An 18,505-nucleotide genomic window follows, 5' to 3' on the forward strand; every position below is an offset into this window, starting at 1 on the left:
CTGAATGACATCGGGTAGGGGCTGCCATAAACCGTAACAGGAGAACCATGCTTAACAACACCTTTCACCACATCCCGGGCATCGGGTTGAAGACCGAGCAGCAGCTCTGGGACGCAGGGCTTGACCACTGGGACCGGCTGAACAATCCAACCGGGCTGAACCTTTCTCCCCGACGGCTTGAAACCCTGACCCGCCATGTGGATCAATCCAGACAGGAGATGGAACGGGGCAATTACAGCTATTTTTCAGAACGGCTGCCCCCTGCCTATCACTGGCGGTTTTTCCCCGAGTTCCGGCATTCCATGGTTTACCTGGACATTGAGACCACGGGCCTTGAACCCAGTTATGAGAGCATCACCACAATCGCCCTGTACGACGGCATCACTATCCGTTACTACGTCAAGGGTGAAAACCTTGACCGTTTTCCAGAGGAAATTTCCCAATATAAGGCCATTGTCACCTATAATGGCAAATGTTTTGACGTGCCCTTTATTGAGCATGAGTTCGGCATCCGCCTTGACCAGGTTCACATCGATCTTCGCTATATCCTGAAGAGCCTCGGGTTCAGGGGCGGCCTTAAAGGGTGTGAACGCATGCTGGGCCTGGACCGTGGGGACCTTGACGGGGTGGACGGCTATTTTGCCATCCTGCTCTGGAACGATTATATGCGCAACAAAGATCGCAGGGTCCTGGAAACCCTTCTGGCCTACAATATTGAGGATGTGGTTAATCTTGAGACCCTCATGGTAAAGGCCTACAACCTGAAGCTTGGTCAGACCCCCTTTGCAAAAACCCACGCCATCTGCCTTCCCCAGCGACCTGAGCTTCCCTTTTCAGCCGATACCGCAACGGTTGAACGTATCCGGGGGAGCTGGTATTGAGTCTGTCTTCGGGCAAAGCGGCCGTGTGTGATGTGCTCCTGGTGCAGCCACCCATGGAGGAGTTCTATCTTACGGCCAAAAGAACCGTTCCCTACGGCCTTGCCTGTATTGCCGCTGTCCTGGTGCAAAATGGTTTTTCAGTTTCCATTGTGGATGGCCTTGCCGTTAAAAAGTCCCGGATTATTGATCCCCCCGCCGCCCTGGGAGATCTTGGCGCCTTTTATGGCCGGGAAGACCTGTCTCCCTTTGCCCTGTTTCACCACTTTCGACACTATGGCTACAGCTTTGAGCATATTGGTGCCCGGGTAAGGGAACAACAGCCTTTCCTTGTGGGAATTTCCTCGCTTTTCACGGCCTATGCTGGTGAAGCCATGGAAACCGCACGTGCTGTCAAGCGTTTCTGGCCGCACTGTCGAGTGGTCATGGGCGGTCACCATCCCACGGTGTTTCCAAGGGAGACCATGGCGTGTGAGGCAGTGGATTTTGTGCTCAGGGGGGAAGGGGAAGGGTCCATGGCCCTGCTTGCCCTTGCCCTTAAAAAAAATACAGGCCTTGAAGGGGTGCCGGGGATCGTTTTTCGTCGGCCTGGCGCTGGCCTTTATGTTGGTGAACCTGCCTGGATAGATGACCTTGACAGTACGCCCCTGCCTGCCACCCAACTGGTGGATCAGTCGTTTTACCAGCGGAAAAAACGCGGCAGCATCAGTGTTGTCACGGCAAGGGGGTGTCCCATGCACTGCACCTACTGCTGTCTTGGGGCCTCATCGGCCCATGCCCCCTTTCGTCGGCGGTCGGTGGCCTCGGTCATGGCCGAACTTGAGGTTCAGATGGACAGCCAGGATGTGGGGTTTATCGATTTTGAAGATGAGAATTTGAGCCTTGACCGGGGCTGGTTCCTCTCTCTCCTGGATGGGATTTCAGCCAGGTACGGCTCCCGGGACCTTGAACTTCGGGCCATGAACGGACTTTATGCACCGTCCCTGGATCATGGGGTGATCTCCGCCATGAAGCAGGCAGGTTTCAGGACCTTGAACCTCTCCCTGGGTTCTACCTGTAAGGAGCAGCTGGCCCGGTTCAAACGACCGGACGTTAGCCTGGCCCTTGACCGATGCCTTGAAAGTGCCGAAACACTTGGCCTTGAGGCGGTATCCTATCTGATTGCCGCAGCACCGGGCCAGGATCCCCGCCAGTCGGTAAGGGATCTTGTTTACCTTGGGGCCAGGCGGACCCTGGTGGGACTCTCCATTTTTTATCCGGCACCGGGCAGCCATGATTTTATGGTGTGCAGACAAAAGGGGCTTCTTCCCGTTAATTTTGAACAGATGCGATCCACAGCCTTTCCCATCTCCGATACCACCACGCGGATTGAGGCGGCAACCCTGCTCAGGCTTGCCCGACTGCTCAATTTTATGAAATCCCTCAAAGATGAGGGGGATCTGCCCACCTCTGGATCGAAGGGCAGCAGGAGATCCAGGGTCGATCCTTCCAACCGCAGGGAGGCGGGGAAGCTTCTGGTGGCGGATTTCCTTGAACATGGTTGTATCCAGGGGATCTCTGCCGATGGAAAGGTGTTTGATCATCCTGTCTCTCCATCCCTGGTTTCGCTTTTTCTTTCGGGTCTGGCAGGGGTTACCCTCCGGGGGGTGGGGGAAACAAATAAGTAGGCCGGTGCAAGGTGGAATAAAAATCTGTTTATCCCTTGTAATCTGCTCGTTTTTTACGTAACATGGAAAATTAGCTGTCGTTCTCTATCATGGACAGCCATCCGAATCATTACAACCGTCATGGTCGGAGCGAGGTATCTGCTCTAAACCACAACGAAGTTTGAAACGCCTTCATTGAAAATGCTTTGGTGGGTGTTTCATATAACCGGCATGGCCGGAGCAAGGTATCGCTTTCGGCAACTACGAATGATGAGACTCCTCTGTTTGCAATGCTTCGGTGGGAATTTCATATAAAAAAATCTATCACTTGTTTATCGAATTATTTATTTGGGAGTTTGACGTTGGAACCTATACAGGGATATCTTGAAATAATGGACAGGGGCTTTGGATTTCTACGCTCCATTGAAAAAAATTATCAGCCGGAGCCCGAAGATCCCTATGTCTCTATCCCGTTGATCAACCGGTTTGATCTCAGGGAGGGTAGTTTTATTGTGGGTGAGGGGGAAAGCAAGGGGGCCAAAAACAAAAATCTTGCACTGATAAGGGTTCATACGGTCAACGGCCTTTCCCTTGATGAATACACTAAGATCTCCCTGCTTCAGGAACAGACCAGCATTAACCCCATGGAGCGTTACACCATATGCCAGGGGCCTGATGACACCACGGGTAAGGCCCTTGATCTGATTGTTCCCATTGGCAAGGGCCAGCGTGGATTGATTATTTCGCCGCCAAAATCGGGTAAGACCACCATATTGAGGCACATGGCAAACTCGATTATCCTCAACCATCCAAAATCCAAGGTGTTTGTTCTCCTGGTGGATGAGCGGCCTGAAGAGGTGACGGATTTCAGGCGGGGGCTCAGGGAAGCACAGGTGTTCTATTCGTCGGCAGATCAGCAGATCTCCCACCACATGCGAATGACACGGCTTGCCATGCATACGGCCATCCGGTGTGCCGAAACAGGCCAGGACGCCGTGGTGTTCATCGATTCTTTGACCCGCATGACCCGGGCTTTTAACATCGAGACCAACAGCCATGGTAAAACAATGACCGGCGGGCTCGGGGCAAATGCCATGGCCTTTCCAAGGAAGATTTTTGGTGCGGCCAGAAATCTTGAGAGTGGTGGGTCGTTGACAATTCTGGCTACCATTCTTGTTGACACGGGAAGCCGGATGGACGACATCATTTTCCAGGAGTTCAAGGGAACGGGTAACATGGACCTGATGCTTTCAAGGGCCTGTGCCGAGCAGCGGGTGTGGCCCGCCATCAACATCAATCAGTCCGGAACCCGCAAGGAGGACCTTCTTCTTGACGACCAGGAATACGAAGAAACGATCCGCCTTCGAAGGGAACTTTCCGGCCTGGATGAGGTCACTGCCATGCAGCGTTTTATAGAATACCTTGGATAACCCCCTATCCATTACTCTTGTTCAGGCAGACCTTGTGTGGGAGGACATTGACCAAAATCTTTACGTTTTTGACGCTATCCTCAAGACAATTACACAACCGACCCGTTTGATCGTTTTGCCGGAGATGTTCACCACGGGATTTTCCCTTGACGCCCCGGCCCTTGCCCAGACCATGGACGGCAGTGCTGTTGCCTGGATGGTGAAAAGGGCACGAGAAAAGGGGGCGGATCTGGTCGGTTCTCTCTTGATCCGGGAGAAAGGTGGGCTGTTTAATCGCCTCGTCTGGGCCTGTACCAACGGTAAAATTTACTGGTACGACAAACATCACCTGTTCCGATATGCCGGAGAAGACAGGTATTTCACCCCTGGAACCGAGCGGCTCATTGTTGAGATTGACGGTTGGAAGGTCTCTCCCTTCGTCTGCTATGACCTGCGGTTCCCCTGCTGGACCCGGAATGTGAACAATGATTACGATATTGCACTGTTTGTTGCCAACTGGCCTGCATCAAGGCGTGCCCACTGGCGGTCGCTGCTGGTTGCAAGGGCCATTGAAAACCAGGCCTATGTTGTGGGTGTCAACCGTGTGGGAACCGACGGCAACGCCATGGTATACAGTGGCGATTCCACCGTGGTGGATCCCGGGGGGGAGGTGCTGTTCCACCACACCCCGGGACCTGTGACCCACACCATCACCCTTTCCCATGATGTTCTTCAGGAATACAGGCGCAACTTTCCGTTTTGGATGGATGCCGACGGCATGGTCTGATCACCGTTCCCCATTTTTGCCTTAAACGAAATTTTGTCGTTCATCCAGTTCATGGTGCCTGCCATTGCAGCAACGGTTTCTTTTGGGTCAAGGGCCACTCCCAGAACTTTGTCCTGTTTCCTCTGTAAAACAACAATTTTTGTAAAAGGTCATATCATTTTTTGTCAACTCCATGGCGGAAAAACATAGTTGCCAGCTTCTTTAAATCGTTTGCGGCCTGATGGGGTTTGCCTTACCCGAAAACCTGATCTCCCCCTTGTTTCCCAATGTTCATCACAATCCCCTTTGAAAATGGAGCCAATTGATTTAATAAAGCATATCTCTTGCCTTGTGGGTATACATCTTGCATAAGTAACTTAAATATTTATTATGTAGACTTTTTTATACTATAAAAATCCATCATAAAAAAATATTTTAATCGCTAATGGGTCAATAATAATTATTTGCGCATGTGATGCGTTCGGGAGAGATAATCTATGATTATCCAATGTGAAGGGTGTAAAAAAAGATTAAAAATTGATGACAGCAAGTTTGTTGAAGATCAGTTGCGCTGCATTTGCCCAAATTGCAAACGCGTGATTGAGGTGCAAAAGCCCAAAAAATCCCCGCAATCGCCTGAACCCTCTACCCCTTTTGCGGGTAATAAGGTGGCGTCTGAAGATTTCCGGGCCATGGATCCGACAATCCGTATCCCAGATAATTCTCTGGATGAAGATCAGAACGTCAAACCGGATTCTGTCAAAAGAAATCAAAACCCAGCGGGATTGACAATCGGGAAAAAGCTGTTGTTTTTATTTGTATCCTTTATGCTGACTGCAGGGGGGATTCTTACCCTTGTATACATAAACGTTGTTTCTTCCCTGGTGTATGAGCAGATCAACCTTCGAACCTATTCTATCTCACAGTCATTTAGCGGGGCAATTCAACAACCCCTTTTGATTAAAAATTATTTACTGGTAAATCAAACGGCAGCTTCCACTGTGAGTCTTCCCGGGGTGGCCTATGTTTCAGTTTTGAATAAAAGGGGTATTGTGATTGCGGGGGTACTCAGTGACAATGAGCTTTTTGATGCAAAATTTAGAGAGCGGGTTCAAGGAAAGGGGTTTCCAGTTGAGATCTCGTCACGGAATAGAATCCCCATTGGGTTGAAAAAAAGCACATTGGATTTCAGCGTGGGGGGGCAAAAAATTCATGACGTGGCGGTTATGATTGGAGATACAGGAGGTGAAGCACATATCGGTATGTTTACCACAGACACGCAGAAGGCTGTGAAACAATATTTGATACCGTTTTTTGCCTTTTTTATTGCAATTGTACTGATCGGGAGCTTTTGTTTTTACCTGGTTGCACGAACAATCTCCACTCCCATAAAAGCACTAACCCAGGTCGCCGAAAAAATCAGCCGAAGGGAAATGGATCTCCCTATCGAAATCAACAGCGGAGGGGAAATTGGTGAACTGGCTAAATCCCTCGAGCGTATGCGGTTTTCCATCAAGACGGCCATGGATGAGTTGCGAAGTAAATAGAGCAACTTTGCACAGGAGAAAAAAGACGCTGCCTGAACAGGCCGATAACCCAAAAAAGTAATCAATCGAGATAACAATGAAGAAAATAAACGTTTCCCTGTGTTTTTTATTATGCTGGATCTTTATTTCTCCTGCCAATTGTATTGCGGGAGATAAATATAAATTATCCATGTTACCAAGGTATTACCCTAAAAAAATTAAAGAGATGATCGTTCCACTGGCCGAATATCTCTCTAAGGAAATTGGTGCAACAATAACTGCTGTCCTCACCAAAGATTTTACAGAATATGAAAACCAATTAAAAAACGGTGAAATCGAAATCGGCTTTGAAAATCCACTGGTATATACAAAGGTCTCACAAAAACATGAAGTCCTGGCCATGGCAATACAAGAAAAGGGAGGGAATCAATTTAGGGGTATTATCATCACACGCCCAGATAGTAATATTCAATTATTTAGTGACCTGCGACATAAAAAAATAATAATTGTTGGAAAAACCTCAGCCGGGGGATTCCTTTCACAGAAATTATCCCTGGCCAAAAATGGCATTTTGGTTGAAAAAGATTGTGATATTGAAGAGGCTGCCAATAATAAACAGGAAAATGTGATTATCTCCGTCAGCATTGGTGATGCGGACGCGGGTTTCATAAGAGAGTCTGCCCTTCATATTGCAGACCAGTACATCCAGCCCGGGAGTGTCGTGGTGATGACCCCCTGCGAGTGGTTACCCAATTGGGCCATTTCTGTAAACAGGGCAATGCCCGGTCCTGTTAAAGCGGCAATCAAGTCAGCAATACTGGCACTGGATAAAAATTCACCGGTACTGAAAGCGATGCATATTGCAGGGTTTAAATCTGCTGTGGACAGTGAGTACGATATAATCCGCAATATCTTATAGCTATGGATAAATTTGCCAGTGCTTTGACTTCATCTTTTTGACTGATTTCGAAATTATGGGAAAGGTCGCCGGTTGTTATGGGTTTGGCAAATTTAACCCCCTGGGTCAAACGTTCGGGCAGAAAATCAGGTAGAAGTGATCGAGCTTCTCCAGATCGAAAAGAACTCTCCCATAGCGTTAAAAAATTTTCATGTTTTAAGATTTTTTCAATATATTCCCACCCCATTTCTCTTCAAAAACCCCGTGTTTACTCATTATTTTCAATTTTATACCCATGGTATGTCATATGCATTACGGCTGTTCTTTAGTTTTAAGATATCCTCCCGTGGGGAGGCAACTCAAACCCGAAAGGAATCAAACAATGGCATTGCATACGCTAATCCAGGTCCTTGACCCGAAGGACTTAAATCGAATCCACAGCAGCACCCTGGAGGTTCTGGAGACCGTGGGAGTGGAGATGAAAAATAAACAAGCCCTTTCGCTTTTCCATGCAGCAGGGGCCACGGTAAACGGCAGCAGGGTCATGATTCCGGGAAAACTGGTGGAAGCGGCCATCGAGTCCGCACCGGCGTCATTTACTCTTTTTGCACGGGATGAAAAAAAATCCCTCACCATCGGGGAAGGACAGACCCGAACCCATGTGGAGCCCAGTAACGGCAATATTTATACCCTGGATCTCCAACGGGGAAGACGCCTTGCTTCCCTGTCCGACCTCATCGATTTTTACAAACTGGCCCAGGCAAGTAAGATTTGCGATATCAGCGGCGGTATCCCGGTTGAACCCAGCGATATAGATCCCCAGAATGCCCACCTGACAATTTTTCAGGAGACTCTCCGGCACACGGACAAACCAATCAAAAGGAACGTGGCCACCCGAAAAGAAATTGAAACCACATTTGCCATGTTCGAAATTGCCAAGGGGGTTAAGGGCTACCTTAGGGAGCACCCCTCCATTTACGCCAGCGTTAACCCGCTGAGCCCCCTGGCCTATGACGACGTTCCCCTGGAAACAATCATCACCTATGCAGAACACAACCAGCCGATAACTGTTCTCTCCTGTGCCATGGCCGGAGTTTCAGCCCCCATGGGACTCATGGGAGCTGCTGTTCTCCAGAATGCCGAAATCCTGGCTGGGCTTGTCCTGACCCAGATAATCAGGCCTGGTGCCCCTTTTATTTATGCACCGGCAACGGCAGTTCCCAATATGCAGAATGCCCAGTATGTCACCGGATCTCCTGAATCAAATCTGATCAACCTTGCCAATATCCAGCTCGCCCGGGAAATGTACAGGCTTCCCACCCGGACCATGGCTGGTCTTACCGATGCCAAGACCGTTGACACCCAGGCAGGCCTGGAAACCATGCAGAATCTTTTTCAATGTATGCTTGGCGGGGTCAGTATCATCAACGAATGCCTGGGGGTGTTAGACTCCATCATGACAAACTGCTATGAGAAATTCATTCTGGATGAGGAAATGATCAGCCGGATTCTGAGATTCATGGAAGGGATGGACACCTCCCAGGAGGAACTTTCCGTGGAGGTTATCCGGGCGGTGGGGCCCAGGGGTTCCTTTCTTACCCATCCCAGCACCCTGCAGAAATGCCGGAATGCCTGGCGTCCAATGGTGTCGGATTGGGGAAATTATGACCACTGGGCCAAGAATGGAAAAAAAGAAGTGGTCCAGGTTGCCGCAGAAAAGGTCCAGGAAATACTGTCATCCTGTCCAGAAACCACCCTGAATCCAGATGCGGAAGCAGAACTTGCCGCTTTTGTAAAAAACAAAATAATATAACCCAGCATTCCGGGCTGCCAACATGTCCTGGACTAATCCATTTTGAGAATCCAAGTACGAAAAATCATAAATTTTTAATCATTTCAATTGGAGAAGACGATGCTAGACCCAAAACCAGATTCAACCCTGAAAACTGAACCAGTTCTCTTTTTCTCAGCACTGGCACTTATTCTAGTGACCTGTATTCCCATTATTCTTTACCAAGACAAAGCCCTCACCGTTTTAATTGAAATTCGTAAATTCTTTACAGGCCCTCTGGGCTGGATGTTCCTGCTCTTCGGCGTCAGTAGTGTCCTTTTCCTCGTATGGATGATCTTCGGTCCCTACCGAAATGTGAAATTGGGTGGGAAAGACGAAGAGCCCGAATTTTCAACGATCAGCTGGATTGCCATGCTTTTTTGCTGCGGTATCGGCACTGGCCTCATCTATTGGGCCTTTATCGAGCCCATCTATTACCTCCAGTCCCCACCCTTTGGCATTGCGCCCGGCACCGTGGAAGCCAAGGAGTGGGCCGCAGCCTACGGTATCTTCCACTGGGGATATGTCCCCTGGGCAATTACCTGTGGATTCGGAATTCCCATCGCCTATTCCTATTATGTACGAAAAACTCCCAGACTCAGCATTGGTGCCGCCTTTGACGGTCATCTAGGCAAACACACCTGGTTTACCACCGTGGTGGATCTTCTTGTCATGCTCGCCATCCTGGGCAACGTGGTCACGGTTCTGGGGCTCGGAACTCCCATGCTTTCCGCAACCATCGCTAAATTTATCGGAATTGAGCCTAGCTTTCACCTGGACCTTACCGTGGTGGCTATCTGGACCATCCTTTTCTGCTGTTCGTGTTATTTTGGTCTTAAAAAGGGAATCAAGCTGCTCTCCAACCTCAACCTGGTGCTGGCTCTGGCCGTCATGGTCCTGGTGCTGTCCGTGGGACCTACCAGTTTCATTCTCAACACCTTTATGAACAGTCTGGGCCTGGTTTTCCAGAATACCATCCGCATGTGCTTTAACACCGACACCGTTGGAGCCACGGGCTGGCCCCAGGACTGGACCATCTTTTTCTGGGCCTGGTGGCTGGGTGCAGCTCCTTTTGTAGGGGTTTTTCTGGCCAAAATATCCAAAGGCAGGACCTTGAGGCAAATGGCCATTGCACCCCTGGTATGGGGTCCATTGGGCTGCGCCATCTTTTTTGGCGTTTTCGGTGGATATTCCCTGCACACTGAGCTGTTTGGGGAACAATCCATGACTACCATGATGGCAGCCATGGGGCCAGCCAAAACCATTGCAACGATGATTGCGGCACTTCCCCTGGGGCAGATAATGCTTCCGTTATTCATCGTACTTATGTTCATCTTCTGTGCCACCACCCTGGATTCTGCCTCCTATGTCCTGGCCACGGTGAGCACCAAGGAACTTCCCATTGGTACAGAACCGGCCAGGTGGAACCGAATGTTCTGGTCTGTTATCAACGGGGTCGCAGCCATCAGCCTGATGCTTCTGGGCGGCCTTAAACCATTGCAGGCCGTGGCAGTCCTCACCGCTTTCCCCCTTATGTTCATCATGCTGGGAGCCGGTTATTTCCTTGTAAAGGACCTCAAATTCCAAGCCGACCTTGAAGCGGGAACAGTCCCCACCATGGAATATCTGAAACTCCAGACCGAGCTTGAAGAAATAGCAACTCAATCAATGGAGCCTGTTGATAAAAAGGTTTTGGTTACCCCTGGTACACGGGAACATATTCTGGCATAACCGGCCAGATCAAAAACAAAAGCCCCGGCAGTGGTTTCTCCAAAGCCGGGGCCTGTTTAAATAGTGTTTGAACGAAAACTCACCCATCTGCAGCGTTGCTGCACAAACCTGAAATCCCCATGTACTCAGTTGTCCACCCGTTCACTCCTGGGATTTTCCCCTTTATTTTCTCTTCGTGGTAACAGATATGAGGGAGATACAGCCTATTACTTACAGTCCTTATCTTTGGGTTAAAAGCTGATTTTCCCTGGTTTCTGGTTTTTACTTGAGGGTGAACCGCTGAACCATGGCATTTAACTGGTTGGCAAGACCGGACAGCTCTGAGGAACTCTCCCTGACCTGGGAGCTGCGGGTGGAGATCTCTCCTGCTGACCCGCTTACAACGGCAATATCCCTTGCAACATCTCCTGCAACCTGGGATGTCTGGGCAACGTTTTCCGTGACATCTGCAATGCCCATGGATGCCTGGGAAACATTTTCAGCTATTTCTCTTGTTGCCGTAGATTGCTCTTCAACAGCTGCGGTAATGGACGACACAATTTCGTTCACGTTATTGATGACGTTGGTGATTTCCCTGATGTCGTCGATGGACTCCCGGGTTGAGGTCTGCATATGGTCGATTTTTGAACGGATTTCATTTGTGGCTTCGGATGTCTGATTGGCAAGGGCCTTGATTTCATTGGCAACCACGGCAAATCCCTTTCCGGCCTCCCCAGCCCGGGCCGCTTCAATGGTAGCGTTCAGGGCCAAGAGATTGGTTTGTTCTGAGATTTCGGAAATGGTGCCGGTGACATGGCCTATTTGATTGGCTGCCTCATCCAGACTTGCCATCTTCATGGAGGTTTTTTCAGCCCTGGAAACAGCGTCATTTGTAATTTTGCGGGATTTTTTTGATTTTGCAGCAATCTCGCTGATGGTGGCGCTCATCTCTTCTGCGGCCGCAGCCACCATGCTAACATTGGTCGAAGTTTCTTCCACGGCTGCAGCAACGGTATTCATATTACTGCTCATCTCTTCTGCGGCCGCAGCAACCCCATTTGCCAGGTTTGAGGTCTCTTCTGACTCCCTTGACATGACATCTGCCACATCCTTTAGGTTTGTCGATGAAATCGTTAATCGGTCGGCATTTTTTATGACATCCAGGAACATGGTTCGAAGATTGGCAGTCATTTCGTTCATGGCGTTTGCCAGTGCCCCGACTTCATCTTTTTGGCTGATTTCGAAATTATGGGAGAGGTCTCCGGTTGCCATGCGTTTGGCAAATTTAACCCCCTGGGTGATCGGTCGGGTAATGGATCTTGCCACGAAGAAGAAAACCATGCCGGAAATGAAAAAACCAGCAAGCACAAAAAGTGCGGCCTTGAGCATCCTGGCCCTGAGGACTGCATCCGCACCATCCAGGGATTGGATCACCTCAAAAGCACCATGGATTTCTCCGGCTTTCCAGTTTTCGATTGTACCTCCGGTGGGGTCCTTTCCATCGTTACGCCCCCACAGGGTGGTGGACTGTTCTGGGTCTCCATGGCAGATGAGACACCCCTGGGTCAAACGTACGGGCAGAAAATAGCGAACGGCGTTTGCTTGTGTGTCAATTACATAATATTCATTCAGGTTTTCGTGTTTGATTTTTTCAAGGGCAGGTCCCTCTATTTTTTCTGGCAAACCGTAATCCGGCTCATTGTTTGGGTTTCTGGGATTGAACTTGGGTGTCCGGAAGGTGTATCCTCCGGCCTGTGCCTTTCGCATGGTGGCCTTCCAGGCCGTGACAACGGGAATGGATGCCAGAAGTTTGTCTGTCTCGTTTTTTTCTGCTAAGGATTTTACCATTTCCACGGAAAAGAGTCCCATGTTCCACTTTTCTTCCATCTCCTCCCTTGTAGACTCGGAAATGAGGCAGATAGCCCGGGCTTTTTCCACAAAGGATTCAATGGTCGTCCGTTTGTCGCTCTTGTAGTAGAGAAAAAAGAGAACACCAGTGAGAACAGCCATAACGCCTATCCCGGTAAACAAGAACTTTAAAAGAAGAGGTAGATCCCTTAAACGATTCATTATTAGTCCTTTTTTGCAGGCAGTAGCCTGACCCCATGTAAACAGCCAATCCCGAAAGTTGAGTTAATTCTATAATGGCGCTCGGGCCGTCCTGTAAAAAAGTGTGGGCCTGATAATAGAAGATGCCAATCGTAATTATTGCAGCTATGCAGGCGAGCTGCAAGATATTTTTTATCTTGTTTAGAAAATCGATTATGCCCGTTCTAAAGGATTGTTGCCGGGTTTTTACGAGTGCAGAAAACTTTTTCCTGCCTTTCCGGGTAATTTTTTCACCGTTCCCATGATATTTGTCCATTTCTTGACCTTTGTGATCAGGGTTGTTACAAGTTTCCCAAGGGTATTACATCAATCAGAAAAGGATGAATCAATATGAAGGTAGGAGTAATCGGGCTTCCCCAGACAGGCAAAAAAACCCTGTTTCAAATTCTCACGGGCAGCGAGGTAAAAGAGCGGTCCGGGACGCCAAAGGCTGTGCCGGGAACGGCAGAGATCCTTGACCGGCGGTTTGACCGCCTGGTCTCCATGTATCAGCCCAAAAAAGAGGCAAGGGCAAGGGTGGACCTTGTGTTGCTTCCCAAGATCGAAAAGGAGACCATTGCAAGGGGTGATCTGTTCCGGGATATTGTTGACATGGACGCCATCTGCCATGTGGTCAGGGCATTTGAAGACGAGGCCGTCTACCACGCCGAAGGTTCGGTGGACCCGTTGAGGGATGCTGAAATCGTTAATCAGGAACTTCTTCTCCACGACCAGATCTTTGTTGAAAAAAGGATCGCACGCATCAGGGAGATGATTAAAAAAATCAAGGACGAGGACCAGGTCAAGGAGCTTGCCCTGATGGAGCGGATGCTTGCCCATCTGGAGGAGGAGAAGCCTTTACGCCTCATGGAGATTTCCTCCGACGATGAAGTGCTTATAAGAAGCTATCCGTTCATCACCCGCAAGCAGATGATCCTGGCCATTAATGTGGGTGAGGACGACCTGGGCGACGATACTATCCTTGACCGGTTCAATACGCTTTGTACCTCCCAGAGCATGGAGGCCATGGTCGTTTCGGCAAAGGTGGAATCCGAGATTGCCCTGCTGGACAGCGAGGAGGAACGAGCGGCGTTTCTGGAAGATCTGGGCATTGGTGAAGCAGCCCTTGGGGTGTTGACCCGACTCTGTCTCAAGGCCCTGGGATTGATTTCATTTTTTACCGTTGGTCAGGATGAGGTAAGGCAGTGGCTTGTACGCAAGGGGGCAGCGGCACCCAGGGCTGCGGGAGTGATTCATTCAGATCTGGAACGGGGGTTTATCAGGGCCGAGGTGTTGAAGTATGACGATCTCATGGAACTTGGGTCTGAGGATGCCGTTAAAAAAGCGGGGAAGTTTTACGTCCAGGGAAAAGACTATCCTGTGGTTGACGGTGATATTCTCAATATCCGGTTCAAGGTGTAGATAACTGGGGGGTTGAATGAACCCATGAACAGGTATGATAAAAGGCTCTTTTGCCACGATCTTCCCACTAAACCCGATCCCACCATGGGTATTATCCTTGTCACCGGTGCCACAGGATACATCGGCGGGCGGCTTGTCACCGAGCTTCTGGCCCGGGGGTATCGGGTTCGTATCATGGTCAGGGTCGCTTCTCCCGACCACCAGGAGCGGTGGCCGGGTGCTGAGATTGTTACCGGCGACGCCTTGAGTGTTCCCTGTCTCACGGATGCATTTAAAGGGGTCCATGGGGCCTATTATCTGATTCATTCGATGCTCCTGGGCCAGGATGAGTTTGAAACCGTGGATATCATGGCTGCCGTGAATTTCAGGAAAGCGGCTGAAAGCCAGGGGGTCGAACGGATTATCTACCTTGGCGGTCTGGGCGATTCCCGGGATTCCCTGTCTCCCCATTTAAGGAATCGGAACCAGGTGGGGGCTACCCTTAAAGGGGGCAGGGTGGCGGTCACTGAACTCAGGGCCGCCATCATCATGGGCTCGGGATCCGTGTCCCATGAGATCATCAAATCCCTTGTGGTGGATGCCCCCATTCTTCCCCTGCCTGCATGGAGTCGGACACGCTGTCAGCCCATTGCCATTCGGGACGTTGTCAAATACCTGGTGGGCGTGCTTGAAATTCCTGATACAGCAGGCCGTTCCTTTGATATCGGGGGACCCGATATATTGACCTATGGCGAAATGATCCGGACCATGGCAAGAATTCTCAATAAAAAACCGTGGTTCATGCCTTCTCCCATTCAGAGTGTCAGTGTGAATGCCTATCTGGTGAGTCTGATCACCCCGGTGCCGGCAACCATCACCCGGGCGCTTTTTGAGGGTATCGTCAACGAGGTGGTCTGCCGGGAGAACCGCATCAGACAGAGTCTGTGGTTTGATCTTCTCTCCTATGAAGAGTCAGTGAAAAGGGCCCTTGCCATGGAGGATCTCAACACCGTTACCACACGTTGGTCCGATGCCTATCCCCGGGATTACTCCCTGGCCGTAAGGCTCGACCAGTTGCCTAGGCCACCCCTCTATACCAGCACCTGCAGCATTGAGAGCACCAAGACGGCCCAGGCAATATTTCGTTCTGTCTGTGGCATCGGAGGGGAGCGGGGGTGGTTTCACAGCAACCTTTTGTGGAAGCTCAGGGGTATGGCCGACAGGATGATGTTCGGGGTGGGAACGGCAAGGGGTCGAAAGCACTCCGTGGGCCTCAAGGTCAACGATGTAATTGACTTCTGGCGGGTGGAACGCATCATTTATGACGCGCATCTGCTCCTGAGGGCTGAGATGCAGGTGCCGGGTTTTGCCTGGCTGGAGTTTACGGTCGAGCCCTCCAGGGGGCGGCATCTCTTAACGGTGACAGCCTATTTCCATCCCAGGGGAATGTGGGGAAAAATTTACTGGTATGCCATGCTTCCCTTTCACTATTTTATCTTCACCGATATTATCCGGCAGATAGAGGCAGCCGCCTGATTTTCAGCCTGGGGAACTGACCCTGGATTCAAGTTGACCTATGCGGGTTCCTGTGTAAAGATGGCTGCAAATTCGGTAGACGTTCAGTTGTTTTGAGATCCAAATGATTTGAGATTCAAACAGGAGATGTCATGATAAAGATTGGTTTTATTCGTTTTCCCCAGGAAATGGCCGATCAGGTTGCCGATTGCTACACCCGTCTGCCCCAGGCCCCAAAAGAGGTGAAGATCAAGGAGACCTATGTCTACGATGAATCTGGAGAGGATGCCCGGGCGTTTTCGATTTTTGAGTACCGCACTGCCCATAAAGCCCTGGCGGCTGAATACCTTGAAACCCGGTATCAACTTTTTTCCAAGATTCCGGGTCTTACCTATTCCATTGAAAACTGGCTTTCTGTTGGCGATGCATTGGCAGTTGTCGGCACCGGGGATTTTAACTCCCATTTCTCCATTCATGGCTGAAATTGTTTGGCCTGTGCGGTTCGCTTTCAGACTGGCACGACAAAAAATAAAGTTCGCCGGACTTATACAAGTTTCATGTAAAAAAGATAGCTGCACAGGCCAATTGCTTATATGGCCCCGCTGGATTTAAGGGCAAAAAGAACAATCTTCTGCATGAGCTTTTCCTGCATGGTCTCGGGGTCTTCAAGGCCCATGCGCTCAAGGTAGGGTCTGGCAGTTTTAGGAATTGAGGACAGGCCCTGGCCGATAAGGCCGGGCATGATGGCAAATTTGTTTTCCTCAGCCTTTTGTTTGAACTGTCTGAGTGCCCTGCCAAGGACGATCTCCTCGTCGGTGAAGTCGGTGCCAAAGGGAAAACTTTTAAAAAATCCCTTTTTCCGGAAGGCTGCAAGTTTTTCTTCAAGGGCCTGGGGGGTGTTGTTTGTGAATGGTTCTGGAATCTGCCAGTCCCGGGGGATCTTTCCGGCGGCCTTGGCCTTATCCAGCAGCTCTTCCTGGAATCTTGAATCGGCAATGCAGATGAGCCGGGTCATGGCTTCCCGGTCCCTGGCCCCCCGGAGATCGGCAATTCCGTATTCAGTGACCACAATATCCCTTAAATGTCGTGGAATGGTGATGTGCCCATACTGCCACACCACGTTTGATGTGGTTTTGCTCCCGGCTTCCCGGGTGCTGCGGATCATGGTTACTGCCCGGCCGTCGTCCAGGGCGTGGGCCATGGCGACAAAGTTGTACTGGCCCCCGGGTCCTGAGATGATTTTGTTGTCTTCCAGTCCGCCGGCGCATACGGCGCCTGACAGGGTCACCATGATACCGGCATTGATGAATCTGCCGTGGACCCTCTGGAGGCGTTTGAGCGCTTCATTGCCGTAGAGCTGGTTCACATAGTCCACCCCGCGCATGTCAATCAGCTTGAGTTGATCGTCGTCCATCTCCCGAAGTTCCGTGTAGAAAGCCTGGGGACCGATGAAAAAGCTGGCATACAGTACCACGCCGTTTTTCAGGCAGGGGCCAAGGCAGTTGAGGGCCACGGCTTCCACATTTTTTGCGATTCGCATATCCAGGGAATATTCTGTCTGGCCAAGCCGGATGGAACGGTCTACATAGGTCACATCCGGGTGGAAAATGCCAAAATGCTTGAGAAAACCAACCTCACTTTCTTTGATCACCGGGTGGAGCATCCGTTGCGCCACAAACTCCCTGAAGATATCTTCGATCTGGGTGTCTTCAAATCTTTTCTGGTTGAGCAGTTTCTGGAGTCTGACATCTTCATAGACCTTGCGCTTGATGATGCCGGCCTTGATGAGTTCAAGAAGGCTGTCCACAAACATTTCAGATGAGCCCAAAAGCCCGGTTTTAAAAACATCGGTTCCACCGATGGTTTGAATCAAAGGATTGAACTTTGAAAGGATGTCGGCCTGGGTAAGAAAATCGCAATAGGCCTTATTTTCCCTGTGGCGCATATCAAGGCCTGCCACAATGGCGTCTCCGAGGGATCCGATGCCCACCTGGATTGTTCCCCCGTCCCGGACCAGGGTGGAGGCGTGGAGTCCGATCATCCAGTCCACATTGTTTATTGGTTCCTTGGGTGCCCCGAAAAGGGTGAAATCAAGGTCCGGGGAATCAATGACCATGTCGTAAAACCCGGGCTCAACCACTGCTTTGCCATACATGAATGGCAGATTGGTGTTCACCTGGGCAATGATGGCTACCTTTTCGCCTTTGGCCCTCATGTCGCGCATAACCTTTGCACCTTCCAGGTGAGTGTCTGGATTGGAGCTCATACTGAAGAGGATTTTTCCGTTGATCTCTTGTTTGGCCACCAGCTGGGATAGGACGTTGCACCGGTTGATCACGGCGTCCCGAACGGCATGGGTATAGTTTGAGCCAAGGTAGTTCTGGGCGGCATGGGCGTTGGTCATCCATCCGCCGGCCTTGTTGAAAAATTCCACCAGTTCAAAATTGGGCGGTATCTGACCCTTTCGCATGTCCAGGACATAGTCAAAATCGATGAAACCGCCCCAGATCCGTTCGACCAGGGGGCCGAGAAACCGGTGTTCAAGTTCACTTGACCAGGTGGGCTTCTCAAGGGCGACGGCTGTTACAAGGGTGAAATGAAGTTCTGGATCGGTTTTGAGGCGCCGGTAAATGGCATTGATGAGCTGGGTGGGTTTGGCAAGGGCCAGGGGGGCTGCAAGGATGATTTCTTTCCCCACCTGGCCGATAAGATCGTCAACGCATTGTTCAACATCTGTGAAATAAACCGGTTGCTTTTTACTCAAAATAGCCTCTCCTTTTCATGCGCATGTTTGAACAAAGATAATCTTTTTAGAATCGTACTATTGTTTTTAGAAT

The 18,505-nt window shown here is 50.2% G+C and carries 13 protein-coding genes; 11 read left to right on the top strand and 2 right to left on the bottom strand.

Annotation, left to right across the window (positions count from 1 at the left end):
* The first annotated feature begins 47 nt into the window (after positions 1-47).
* The 8 genes from HRM2_RS04445 to HRM2_RS04480 all read left to right on the top strand — a co-directional run bounded on the left by HRM2_RS04445 (position 48) and on the right by HRM2_RS04480 (position 10,685).
* Positions 48-881 carry a ribonuclease H-like domain-containing protein gene (locus tag HRM2_RS04445; RefSeq protein ID WP_012663258.1) on the top strand — a complete coding sequence of 278 codons (834 nt, stop codon included), beginning with the start codon at positions 48-50 and terminating at the stop codon, positions 879-881.
* Complete coding sequence (locus HRM2_RS04450; RefSeq protein ID WP_012663259.1) at positions 878-2,545, top strand: B12-binding domain-containing radical SAM protein; 1,668 nt, start codon at positions 878-880, stop codon at positions 2,543-2,545. Before HRM2_RS04445 ends, HRM2_RS04450 begins: the two co-directional genes overlap by 4 nt.
* 341 nt (positions 2,546-2,886) lie before the next feature.
* Positions 2,887-3,954: a transcription termination factor Rho gene (gene rho, locus HRM2_RS04455; protein ID WP_012663260.1), complete on the top strand. Its 1,068-nt coding sequence runs from the start codon at positions 2,887-2,889 to the stop codon at positions 3,952-3,954.
* Positions 3,947-4,720, top strand: coding sequence for an amidohydrolase (locus tag HRM2_RS04460; RefSeq protein WP_012663261.1), 774 nt, complete (start codon positions 3,947-3,949; stop codon positions 4,718-4,720). The genes rho and HRM2_RS04460 overlap by 8 nt, the downstream gene beginning before the upstream one ends.
* Positions 4,721-5,196: 476 nt before the next feature.
* Entirely contained in the window at positions 5,197-6,246 is a 1,050-nt protein-coding gene (locus HRM2_RS04465) for a HAMP domain-containing protein (protein WP_012663262.1), read from the top strand.
* 76 nt (positions 6,247-6,322) lie between these two features.
* Positions 6,323-7,144 (top strand): phosphate/phosphite/phosphonate ABC transporter substrate-binding protein, encoded by an 822-nt coding sequence (locus HRM2_RS04470; protein ID WP_012663263.1) that lies wholly within the window; start codon positions 6,323-6,325, stop codon positions 7,142-7,144.
* Between the two features lie 361 nt (positions 7,145-7,505).
* On the top strand, positions 7,506-8,936 hold the full coding sequence (locus HRM2_RS04475; protein ID WP_012663265.1) for a trimethylamine methyltransferase family protein: 1,431 nt from the start codon (positions 7,506-7,508) through the stop codon (positions 8,934-8,936).
* 99 nt (positions 8,937-9,035) lie between these two features.
* Positions 9,036-10,685 carry a BCCT family transporter gene (locus tag HRM2_RS04480; RefSeq protein ID WP_012663266.1) on the top strand — a complete coding sequence of 550 codons (1,650 nt, stop codon included), beginning with the start codon at positions 9,036-9,038 and terminating at the stop codon, positions 10,683-10,685.
* Positions 10,686-10,946: 261 nt separating this feature from the next.
* Here the strand turns inward: HRM2_RS04480 and HRM2_RS04485 are convergent, their stop codons facing one another.
* Positions 10,947-12,734 carry a methyl-accepting chemotaxis protein gene (locus HRM2_RS04485; protein WP_012663267.1) on the bottom strand — a complete coding sequence of 596 codons (1,788 nt, stop codon included), beginning with the start codon at positions 12,732-12,734 and terminating at the stop codon, positions 10,947-10,949.
* Positions 12,735-13,103: 369 nt separating this feature from the next.
* Between HRM2_RS04485 and ychF the strand changes: the two genes are divergently transcribed.
* From ychF to HRM2_RS04500, 3 genes are all read left to right on the top strand, one after another.
* A complete protein-coding gene (ychF, locus tag HRM2_RS04490) occupies positions 13,104-14,174 on the top strand; it encodes a redox-regulated ATPase YchF (protein ID WP_012663268.1) in 1,071 nt (356 codons plus the stop codon).
* Positions 14,175-14,198: 24 nt separating this feature from the next.
* Positions 14,199-15,689 (top strand): SDR family oxidoreductase, encoded by a 1,491-nt coding sequence (locus HRM2_RS04495; RefSeq protein ID WP_012663269.1) that lies wholly within the window; start codon positions 14,199-14,201, stop codon positions 15,687-15,689.
* A gap of 131 nt (positions 15,690-15,820) precedes the next feature.
* On the top strand, positions 15,821-16,150 hold the full coding sequence (locus tag HRM2_RS04500; protein ID WP_012663270.1) for a hypothetical protein: 330 nt from the start codon (positions 15,821-15,823) through the stop codon (positions 16,148-16,150).
* 107 nt (positions 16,151-16,257) lie between these two features.
* Here the strand turns inward: HRM2_RS04500 and HRM2_RS04505 are convergent, their stop codons facing one another.
* The gene (locus tag HRM2_RS04505; protein ID WP_012663271.1) at positions 16,258-18,432 is read right to left on the bottom strand and encodes an acetyl-CoA hydrolase/transferase C-terminal domain-containing protein; all 2,175 of its coding nucleotides are present in this window, start codon (positions 18,430-18,432) and stop codon (positions 16,258-16,260) included.
* Positions 18,433-18,505: the final 73 nt, after the last annotated feature.

This window comes from Desulforapulum autotrophicum HRM2, from assembly GCF_000020365.1.
GTDB classification, from domain to species: Bacteria; Desulfobacterota; Desulfobacteria; order Desulfobacterales; family Desulfobacteraceae; genus Desulforapulum; species Desulforapulum autotrophicum.